The following is a 10974-nucleotide window of genomic DNA, read 5'->3' on the forward strand; positions in this document are numbered from 1 at the left end:
AACGAAGCATTGTTTCCATTTTCCTTCCCGATCGATCTAGAATCTCATGCAAGCCGGACTGATCCTGAAACGCCGCGGACTGCTTAGCGACGATCAATTGCAACAAAGCATGCAATCGGATGCCGGTGGAGTGCTGCAGGCGGCCGTGACGCTCGGTTACGTCAGCGAACCCGACGCGCTGCGTGCATTGGCGGATGAGATCGGGTTGGATTACGTCGATTTGAGAACCACTGAAATCGACCTGTCGGCTTTGGAGAACTTTCCTCAAAAGTTGATCTATCGAAATTCACTCTTCCCGATCGGCTTTGACGACGATTCAATCATCGTCGCGACCAGCGACCCGTTGGACTTGTACCCGCTGGACGAAGCGAGTGCTGCGACCGGACGCAGCATCATTCCCGTGGTCGCACAGCGCGAAGAAATTGCTCGGTTAATGAATCGGCACCTCGGTGTTGGTAGCGAAACGATCGAAGGTTTGATGGCCGCCAAAGCCGATGAGGACGGCGTCGAATTGCTTGAGCAAATCGAGACCGATGGCAGCGAGCTGAGCGAGATGGCGCAGGAAGCGTCCGTCGTTCGGCTGGTCAACGAGATTCTGCTCGAAGCAATTCAGTCACGTACCAGTGACGTTCACATTGAATCACAAAGCAATGGACTGCTGGTTCGCTTTCGCATCGACGGCATCCTGCACACTCAACCGACGCCGCCCGAGATCAATCGTTTTCAAGCAGCCATCATCAGTCGCCTGAAAATCATGGCGCACTTGAACATTGCCGAAAAACGTTTGCCGCAAGACGGGCGAATCAAGCTGCGAGTCCATGGTCGCGAAGTCGACATTCGCTTGAGCATCATTCCAATGATTCACGGCGAAGGCTTGGTGATGCGGATCTTGGATAAAGCGTCGATGGTTTTCGAGCTGGAAAGCTTGGGGATGTCACGCGAGATCTATGACCGGTTCAGCAAGATCATTGAACTGCCGCACGGGATTGTGTTGGTGACCGGGCCAACCGGTAGCGGTAAAACGACGACGCTTTACAGCAGCCTGCTGCAAATCCGCAGCCCTGAAACAAAGATCATTACCACCGAAGATCCGGTCGAGTATCAGCTTGACGGGATCAATCAAATTCAAGTTCACCCAAAAATTGGACTCACGTTCGCCGCGTCGCTTCGAAGTATTTTGCGACATGACCCCGACGTGGTTCTGGTCGGTGAAATTCGAGATTTGGAAACCGCCGAAAGTGCAATTCAAGCTTCGCTGACCGGTCACCTCGTCTTCAGCACGCTGCACACCAACGATGCGGCCAGTGCATTCACGCGGATGGGCGACATGGGCGTCGAACCGTTCTTGGTCGCCGGTACAGTCGAAGGCGTGATGGCCCAGCGTTTGCTTCGCCGTCTGTGCCCGCACTGCAAAGAGCAAGTCGATCCAAGCGATGCCAACCTACCACCAGATTTCCCTCACGATCGTATGACTGGCGAACCGATCTTCCAAGCCGTCGGTTGCCGTGAATGCCGCGGTGTTGGTTACAGTGGTCGGTTGGGGATTTACGAATTGCTGGTCGCCAACGATGCCATCCGAACCCAGGCTCAAGAAAGGGCCAGCAGTTGGGACATCCGCCGCGAAGCCGTCAAAGGTGGCATGCGAACATTGCGAATGGACGCGTTTGACAAGGTGATCGCAGGCGTTTCCACGATCGACGAAGTCCTCAGAGTCACCAAGGGCGATTTGCCCTAACATTCACCCTTCACCCTTCACTCTTCACTCTTCACTCTTCACTCTTCAAACTTCTTTCGTGCCAAACTTCACCTACATCGCTCGCGACATGACCGGAAAACAGGTCACTGGAACGCTAGAAGCTGGCGGCGAACGTGACGTGGCGTCGATACTGTCGGAACGGTCGCTGTTCCCGGTTCAAGTCAAAGAGGCCGCATCGGCGAGTGGCGGACTGTCGTTGATTCCTGGCGGGCGAAAGAACGTCAACGGGCAAACGATGTCCGTCTTCTACAGCCAGCTTGCGTCGCTTTTAAGAGCCGGCGTGCCGATGGTTCGGGCGCTGAATGTTTTGGGCGAACAATCCAGCAGCCCTGTGCTGAAAGAAATCGTGCAAGAGATTCGCGGCAAGGTGGAAGACGGCGAAACGTTGGGCGATGCGATGGCGCGTTACCCTCGTGTCTTCAGTGAAATGGGATGCAACATGGTCCGCGCCGGTAGCGAAGGCGGGTTCCTGGAAGACGCTCTGAATCGCGTCGGCGATTTCACCGAACTGCAAGAAGATTTGAAAGGCCGCACCGTTAGCGCGATGGCGTACCCGATTTTCCTGTTTTCAGTCGGCAGCATTGTCTTGTCCGCGTTGCTGGTTTTCTTTGTGCCCAAGTTCGACATGCTTTTTGAAAGACTACGGGCGAAGGGCGAGATGCCAAAGATGACCGAGTGGTTGTTGGACTTCAGCATGCTGCTGCAAAGCTATGGCTGGATCCTGCTGATTGGCCTAGTCGCCGGCGTGGTTTCATTGCACCTGCATTTTAAGTCCGACGCAGGCCGAAACCGTTTGGACCGTTGGAAATTGAAGATTCCCGTGCTGGGGAATATCTTGATGAACCTGGCCGTTGCAAGATTTTGCCGAGTGTTGGGAACACTGCTCGGTAACGGTGTACCGATTTTGAAATCGCTTGAAATTAGTTCGACTGCCGCTGGCAATCAACTGCTTAGCGGATCCGTTACCGACGCAACTGAGAACATCAAAAGCGGCGAAAGCTTGGCGTCACCCTTGCGAGCGTCAGGCTATTTCCCTGCATCGGTCATCGAGATGATCAGCGTCGGTGAGGAGAGCAATTCCCTGGATACGGTCCTGCCTGAAATCGCCGACTCGCTTGAAAAAGTCACCTTCCGTCGCCTCGATTTATTCGTCCGGCTTCTGGAACCCATCATGTTGTTAGTGATGGCGATCTTGGTGCTAGGTGTGGTGATGGCGTTGCTGGTACCCGTGCTGAAGAGCAGCACGGCACTTTAGCATCACGTGAACAATCAGTGTCGTAGTGGAAGAGGTTACGAGTCCTCACATACGGGACTCTTTGCCACGAATTACTCGGCGATCCCTAAACGTAGGCCGTGTGGAGGTGGATGGTGGCGTTTACCGATTACCACGGGTCACCTTTGCTGCTGGTAATGCTTTGACAAAGTAATCAGGGCGACCAACCACATCGCACCAAAGACGATGGGTGCGAACACGCTCAAGAACGGCAGCACCAGAGCCGTCACCATGAACATCAGCCCGATGATTGCTGCACCGCCCCAAACGTGACCGCTCATCGATAGGAAACCGAAACCACTCAGCACTGCGGTGGCGGGAAACATTGCCTCGGCTGGAATGACACTCATAAAGACCAGCAAGTTCATCGCAGCCAGTGATGATAGGTAACCCAACCAGATCGAATAGACCGGTCGCTCGACAATCGTTCGCGGGGTCAATTGACCATCACGGGCTCGATAGATCACCCAAGCAATCGCAACCATCATGCACCACCTGGGTGTCCAAAAAGAAAGCCACCGCGGATAGTCCAATGCATCGAGTGTCGTGATGATGGCATGAGCCAAAAAGATGATTCCACCGATCCAAAGCAGCGTTCGACTCCAGGCCGCGAAGTGTCGCTGGTGCTGGTCGCGACGCAACTCTCTAGCCACCTGCCCCAGCAATCCGCTTTGGTCCGCCGCAACCGGATTGCCTTGGATCCAGCATTCCAAATCATCCGCCATCGCGTCAGCAGACTGGTATCGTTGGTTAGGTTCGCGGGCGATCGCTTTCAGACAAATGTTTTCCAGCGACGCGGGAATCTCTGAACGTAAACCTCTCGGGGGCATCGGGTCGTCATGCAGAACGCTTTGCAAAATCTCGGCTGCCGAGCCACTGCCGTGCGGCGGCGTGCCGGTCAACAACGCGTACAAAATCGCGCCCAACGAATACACATCGCTAGTTTGATCAATCGCCGCATCGCCGGACGCTTGCTGAGGGCTCATGTAGTTTGGCGTGCCAAGCACCTGGCCGGTTTGCGTCAGCAGCGTTCCATCGCGATGCCATTTGGCTAACCCAAAATCGGTTAGCATCGGCCGCCCGTCATCGGACATCAATACATTGTCCGGCTTTAGATCGCGGTGCAGGATTCCGGCTTGGTGGGCGTAGCCGACCGCACGCGCAATCGAGACCGACATGGCGGCGGCCCAATCAAATTCACAGGGGCAATCGTCAATCAATTTTTGAAGCGTTGGACCTTCCACCAGCGTCATCGAGAAAAACAAATAGCCCTGCCAATCCCCGGTTTCATGGATCGCAACAATTCCCGGATGATGCAGCCTGGCCGCCGCTTCGGCTTCGGTACGAAACCGACGTCGCTCTTCACGACTGGCCAAGACACCGGTGCTAATCAACTTCAAAGCCACCGGCCGATCCAAACCCGCTTGTCGTGCTCGATACACGACGCCCATGCCCCCACGAGCGATCTCGGATTCGATCACATAAGTGCCAATCGTTTTCCCGATCAGCGAATTTGAAATATCGGCAGCGTCTGGCTCGGCCAGCCAATGATGATTCTGAAAGAACGTCCGCAAGTCATCAGCGAACTGAGGAAACCGTCGCAGGTAGTCGGCAGGATCCGGCGTTTCGCCCGCTTCGGTCCGCTCAATGTAATCGGCCATCACCGATTCAAAACTCGAACCGCCAGAAGATGCATCGACAGGTTTGGAGGAAGTCATACCGAGAGTATAAACAGACCAAGTCAGCAGCGAACCGTAGCTGATCCCGCCAGGTAGCGCTACAAAGCATTTGCCAAAACGTTAAACCGCGTTGGGCATCGCTTTAGCCCCAGATGGGGCGACAGCACGGTGCCGTGGGTCCTGACCCACGGAATCAAACGAAGCAAAAACCGAAGCCCCGGATGGGGCGACAGCACGGTGCCGTGGGTCTTGACCCACGGAGTCAAACGAAGCAAAAACCAAAGCCCCGGATGGGGCGAAAGCACGGTGCCGTGGGTCTTGACCCACGGAGTCAAAAGAAGCAAAAAACCGAAGCCCCGGATGGGGCGAAAGCACGGTGCCGTGGGTCTTGACCCACGGAGTCAAACGAAGCAAAAACCAAAGCCCCGGATGGGGCGAAAGCACGGTGCCGTGGGTCTTGACCCACGGAGTCAAACGCAGCAAAACCGAAGCCCCGGATGGGGCGAAAGCACGGTGCCGTGGGTCTTGACCCACGGAGTCAAACGAAGCAAAAAACCGAAGCCCCGGATGGGGCGAAAGCACGGTGCCGTGGGTCTTGACCCACGGAATCAAACGAAGCAAAAAACCGAAGCCCCGGATGGGGCGAAAGCACGGTGCCGTGGGTCTTGACCCACGGAATCAAACGAAGCAAAAACCGAAGCCCCGGATGGGGCGAAAGCGATCAGACTTCGGCACTTCTCGGTGAGCGATACCTTTTAGGTTTCTGTAAGTTGCATATAGACCGTAATTTTCAAGGGACCCCACCTCTCAAGCCCCGCGGGAGAGGTCGAGCCAAAGCGAGGGAGAGAATTCGCAGCAACGCGCGCCACCTCCCGGCCGCCCGAACTCCCCCGCTGCGCGGTGCATCGTAGACTTCACCGAGAAGTGTCCAAATTCCGGCTCTATTACCCCTCCGGGGCAAATCATGGTTTTGGTTTGATTACCGGTGGCCAATGGCCACCGGCAGAGTGCTGACGCCCCATCCGGGGCTAAGTAAGCACCGCGTTGGGCATCGCCCCGCGCGTTCGGGCCAGCACAACGCGCGGGGCGATGCCCACGCGGTTAAACAAGCAAATGCTTCGCCTACTTTTACTCAGGTACACTGACCACTTCGTGACCCGCACGCGTTGATAGATTCTGCCAAAGCTCGCGATCAATCGAATCGTTCATAAAACGCACGCTGCCGTCCAGCATTCCAACTTGAACGCCGCCGGTGTGGTAAGAACGCGAAGTCACCGCTGCATAGGTCTTCGCCGGATCGCTTACATTTGAAGGTGTTTTGCCTTCGCGAAAATTGGTGAAGTCGATGTCGTAAACCGCACCACCGCTCTCGTGCAGCACCCGGGTGTTGGGCGTGAACGTGGTGGTGAAACCTGCTTGGTGCGAACGACCATCGACCCACTCGGTGTGTCCAGTGTTCGTCTTGAAACTTCCACCAAGAGCACTGATCTCTGATTCAACCATCGGCATATTCAGATCGCCCGGCAGTTCAACGTCACGTAGATAAGGCGTCCATGATTTGACTTCGGCAAAGGCCAACGTGTTGCTGAGACCGTCCAGGCAATCGCGGAACTTACGAGTCTGTGCGGGAGTAAACGCTCCTTCGCCGACGATTTCGTCACCGATTCGATCAAAGTTGCCGGGATCGTAAACAAACCAAGTTCCGACGTTGGCGGCGTAGTTCATTGGATAATGTTCAGGTCCGTCGTCACCGAGTCGCTGCGTGTCGCCGGGATCGCTTGGACACTGATACGCCGGCACTCGAAAACTGGACACGGGCAGCGTTTCACCTGCGATCGTCAAAGTGGATGCGTCGTAGCCATCGGAAAAGTCGATCGCTGAATCCAAGGCCAAGCTTTCCAGGAACGGCAGGATCCGAGCTTGCAGCGACCATCCGCTGCCGCTGTTGGCCGGCTTGGTCCAAACCGGCGGCAACTGACGCATCGCCGATTCGTAGTTATGAACCGCCAAAACGACTTGTTTCATATTGTTGGAACAGCTCATGCGTCGAGCCGCTTCACGAGCCGATTGAACGGCCGGCAATAGCAAACCAACCAAAATGCCGATGATGGCAATGACAACGAGCAATTCAACCAGCGTGAACCCAGAATGGGGACGATGCATCTTCTTCATAGCGATCTTTCAAAGCCGCTGCGGAAATTCGCAGCGATAGCCAAATAGAGAGGAGTGGAGAGTCCTGGCTGGCTGGCTTGCTGATCGCTGGCTGGCTTGCCTGAAAGTGATTTCGGTTATTGAGAATCACTTGCAAGAAGGAGAGGTTATGTGCCGTTTGGGGTCTGCACAAGCTTGATTTGGGCTTTTTCAGTGAATAAATCTATCCAAAGGATTCAGGAAAGCTATTCAGTTGCTTTCGGCCGTATTAGATCTAGGCCGTAGTGAACGGAGCGAAGTACGGCCTACTTCTACTGCACCGCTTTTGCAGGTGCTTGTCCTCCATCGTCGTTTCTGACCAACCAGACTACAATCTCGGCCAATCTCATCTGTCACGAATCGCAACGACCGACTTTCGCCTTATGAACCGACGCCTTTTAGTCACCAGCGCCCTGCCATACGCCAACGGTCCGATTCATATCGGGCACCTGGTGGAATACTTGCAAACCGATATTTGGGTGCGATTCCAGAAACTGATTGGCAATCGTTGCCTTTACATGTGTGCGGATGACACGCATGGAACCGCGATCATGATTCGTGCTCGGAAAGAGGGGCGTAGCGAGGAAGAGCTGATCGCCGACATGAGCCAAGCCCACCAACGTGATTTCGCGGGCTTTGGAATCGAGTTTGACCATTACGGCAGCACCAACAGCGACGAAAATCGCGACCTTTGCGGGCAGTTCTGGAAGTCCTTGCGGGCCGCCGATTTGGTGACCGAGCGATCGATCGAGCAATTGTACGACCCCGAAGCAGAAACGTTTTTGGCGGATCGCTTTGTCCGCGGAACCTGTCCTCATTGCGGTCTGACCGATCAAGCCGGCGACAACTGTAACAACGGCCACACCTACAGCCCCGCGGAATTGATTGATCCCAAGAGCACGTTAAGCGGTGCCACTCCGGTGCTTCGCGAGGCGACTCATTTATTCGTTCAGCTTGAAAAGCTGCATGGGTTTTTGAACGAATGGGTGGATCAATCGGGTGCGTTGCAGACCGAGATCGCGAACTACTTGAAGGGGCATTTCCTTTCAGACGATCTTCGCGATTGGGACATCAGCCGTCCGGCACCCTACTTTGGTTTCGAGATTCCCGACGCCCCGGGAAACTACTGGTACGTTTGGTTCGATGCACCGATCGGTTACGTCGCGACAACTCAGCAATGGTGTGACGCAAACAACGAAAAGCTTGCTGATTGGTGGAACAGTGAAGACACCGAAATCCATCACTTCATCGGCAAGGACATCACCTACTTTCACACGCTGTTTTGGCCGGGCATGTTAAAAACGGCTGGATTCTCGTTGCCAACCAAAGTTCATATTCATGGTTTCCTCACCATCAACGGCGAGAAGATGTCCAAGAGCACGGGCACCTTCATCGCAGCGGAAACCTTCCTAAAGCATTCCAACCCTGCTTACCTGCGGTACTTCTACGCGTCCAAGCTAACGCCTCGGGTGGAAGATCTGGATTTGTCGATGGATGAGTTTGTCGACAAGGTCAACAGCGACTTGGTTGGCAAGGTCGTCAATCTGGCCAGCCGGGTTGGCAAGTTTGCAAACTCCACCGGGCTTTCGGAAACCTACCCGGACGATGGCGGGCTTTTCGTCAACGCAGCCGCAGCCGGTGAAAAGATCGCCGAAGCTTACGAAGCATGTGATTACGCCCGAGCGATGCGGTTGATCATGGAATTGGCTGACGCGGCCAACCCATTCGTCGAACATGCCAAGCCTTGGGAAATGAAGAAAGACGAAACTCGCCAGGATGAACTGCGAGACGTCTGCACGGTTGCACTGAACCTGTTTAGGCAATTAGCAATCTATTTGTCACCGGTGCTTCCCGAATTGGCTGACCAGTGCGGCGAATTGCTGGGTGAAAAAATTGTTAGCTGGGATCAGAGTCAAAGTCCGCTTCTGGGTTGCCAGCCCGCGAAGTTCAAACGAATGTTAGATCGAGTTCAAAAAGAAAGTTTAGAAAAGATGATTGAAGAAAGTAAAGACAACGCGGCCGACGACCAAAACGCCGTTACCGCGAATCCGTTCAACGACTCTGATGCTCCGTTGAAAGAGGAACCGCTTGCCGATGAAATCACGATCGATGAATTCGCCAAGGTTGACCTTCGCGTGGCTCGGGTGATCACCGCCGAGCACGTGCCTGAGGCAAACAAGCTGTTGAAATTGACGCTTAGCCTTGGTGGCGAAGAACGTCGTCAGGTGTTTGCCGGAATCAAAGCGGCGTATGAACCCGAAGCATTGGTCGGAAAACTGGTCGTGATGGTCGCCAACTTGAAGCCACGCAAAATGCGATTTGGAATGAGCGAGGGAATGGTGGCGGCGTCAGGCCCCGGTGGCGCGGACGTCTTCATCCTGGGCGTCGATGAGGGGGCTCAACCAGGCCAGCGAGTTCACTGATCTAGCGAGTTCACTGATGCTGCCTGAACGGGTTCTATCGTTTTGATTTCACCTCAAACTTTCCGGCGTTACCTGCTCGACCGCATGGTGCTGCGTCCCAGTCGTGATGCCTTGGACCCGGGCACTCAACAGAGGATGACCGTCGCGGTTGGTGGGCATGCGATTGAGTATTTCAGCCATCGGTTTGGTGTCGAAAAAGATAAGCATGACCTGGTGGTCGTCAAGTTCCCAGGCACATCAGGAAGAGCCGAGCGATCGAGCGTGTTTCCTGGAAATCTACTGCGTGGCACCTCCGCAGGCGACGTTTCAGGGTTAGTGCTGACGTGGAATCCGCCCGGTTACGGTGGAAGCGGCGGTCGCCCAAGCTTGTCAGGAATGCCGGCGGCAGCCACAAGCTTTTTTGACGCCGTTCTCAATCGGCACGCGGCTGACGCAACCCTCTGGCTTTGCGGAAATAGCCTCGGGTGCAACCCGGCGTTACACTTGGCGGCAAATGATCGAAAACAAAGAATTGCCGGATTGATTCTTCGAAACCCACCACCTTTGATTCCAGTGGTCAAGCGAATCGCAAAAAAGTATCCGATGGGAAAGTACATTGACCCGATCGTCGACAGCTTGATTGACGAGATGAACGCAGAGTTCACCGCACCGCTGGCAAAAACACCAGCGGTCTTTCTAAAATCGATGTCAGATACACTGGTGCCACCGAAATTACAGGATCGATTGATCAGCGGTTACGGTGGTCCAAACCAAGTTGTTTCCATGGAAGGCTTAGAACATGATGGCGTTCCGACCGATGATCATGAGCGGTTGATTTCGCAATCGCTGGTTTGGCTATGGGAGCAAAGATTAATTTCCCAACCTCTGAGTACTTCTTGATGATCATTCGTCAGGCACATGATCGTGATGCGGACTGCATCGCGTCGATTTACAACCACTATGTCCGCATTGGTGGAGCCACGTTTGATAAAGATCCTTGGACGATTGGCCAAACACGCCAGCTCTTAAATGGCAGCGACAGTGGACTGTGGGTGGTCGCATGCCAGAATGAAGACTCTCTTTCAAGCCAGCTTGATGGCTGGGCATCCGCACGTCCGTTTAGCGTTCGACACGGCTATCGCTTTTCATTGGAAAGCGCCGTTTACGTCAACGATCAATCCAAGCGACGGGGCATCGGCCGCCAGTTGATGGAAGCGCTCATCGAAACTTGCCAGCAGCAATCGATCCACTACTTGATGGCCCGCATTGTCGCCGGCAACGAAGGGAGTATCGACTTTCATCGACGACTCGGCTACGAAGTGATCGGCACGCAAAAAGAGGTTGGCCACATGGACGACCAATGGCTAGATGTCGTACTGCTACAAAAGCTGCTTTAAGAACTCCTATTGATGATCCTTAAACGTAGGCCGTAGCGAGCCATAGCGAGTTACGGCAACATTGCGCACTGCCGTAAGGAACGTACGACTTTTTAGAGTCGCCTTTCGCTCGGGACGTCGCATCAGTTACTGCGTGTTAGGCCCGGAGGGCCGGCAGCTCCCTGCCGGGTGCGCGAGCACCCGGATGGCTGCCCCACGCCGTGAAGAGTTTTGGTCCCGGAAAACACGGTTTAGTTCGTTTAGCCGCGTGGGCATCGCCCCGCGCGTTACGCCCCGC

General features: G+C 54.8%; 7 protein-coding genes. 5 read left to right on the plus strand and 2 right to left on the minus strand.

What is annotated here, in order from left to right; genetic code table 11:
• Positions 1-46 precede the first annotated feature (46 nt).
• Both RC85_RS15890 and RC85_RS15895 read left to right on the plus strand, forming a co-directional pair.
• Complete coding sequence (locus RC85_RS15890) at positions 47-1735, plus strand: GspE/PulE family protein (RefSeq protein ID WP_068264593.1); 1689 nt, start codon at positions 47-49, stop codon at positions 1733-1735.
• A gap of 58 nt (positions 1736-1793) precedes the next feature.
• A complete protein-coding gene (locus RC85_RS15895) occupies positions 1794-3011 on the plus strand; it encodes a type II secretion system F family protein (protein WP_068264594.1) in 1218 nt (405 codons plus the stop codon).
• Between the two features lie 137 nt (positions 3012-3148).
• Here the strand turns inward: RC85_RS15895 and RC85_RS15900 are convergent, their stop codons facing one another.
• Positions 3149-4747, minus strand: coding sequence for a serine/threonine protein kinase (locus RC85_RS15900; protein ID WP_068264596.1), 1599 nt, complete (start codon positions 4745-4747; stop codon positions 3149-3151).
• 1089 nt (positions 4748-5836) lie between these two features.
• The gene (locus RC85_RS15910; protein ID WP_084422730.1) at positions 5837-6880 is read right to left on the minus strand and encodes a DUF1559 domain-containing protein; all 1044 of its coding nucleotides are present in this window, start codon (positions 6878-6880) and stop codon (positions 5837-5839) included.
• Between the two features lie 401 nt (positions 6881-7281).
• Here RC85_RS15910 and metG point away from each other — a divergent pair, with 401 nt between their 5' ends.
• Genes metG through RC85_RS15925 form a run of 3 tightly spaced genes read left to right on the plus strand, consistent with a single transcriptional unit; the run spans position 7282 to position 10697 of the window.
• Positions 7282-9321, plus strand: a complete 2040-nt coding sequence (metG, locus tag RC85_RS15915) for a methionine--tRNA ligase (RefSeq protein ID WP_068264601.1) — start codon at positions 7282-7284, stop codon at positions 9319-9321.
• A gap of 42 nt (positions 9322-9363) precedes the next feature.
• Positions 9364-10200, plus strand: a complete 837-nt coding sequence (locus RC85_RS15920; protein WP_149752704.1) for an alpha/beta fold hydrolase — start codon at positions 9364-9366, stop codon at positions 10198-10200.
• Entirely contained in the window at positions 10200-10697 is a 498-nt protein-coding gene (locus tag RC85_RS15925; RefSeq protein WP_068264605.1) for a GNAT family N-acetyltransferase, read from the plus strand. Before RC85_RS15920 ends, RC85_RS15925 begins: the two co-directional genes overlap by 1 nt.
• Positions 10698-10974 lie beyond the last annotated feature (277 nt).

Origin of the sequence: Rubripirellula obstinata, assembly GCF_001642955.1 — a bacterium.
GTDB classification, from domain to species: domain Bacteria; phylum Planctomycetota; class Planctomycetia; order Pirellulales; family Pirellulaceae; genus Rubripirellula; species Rubripirellula obstinata.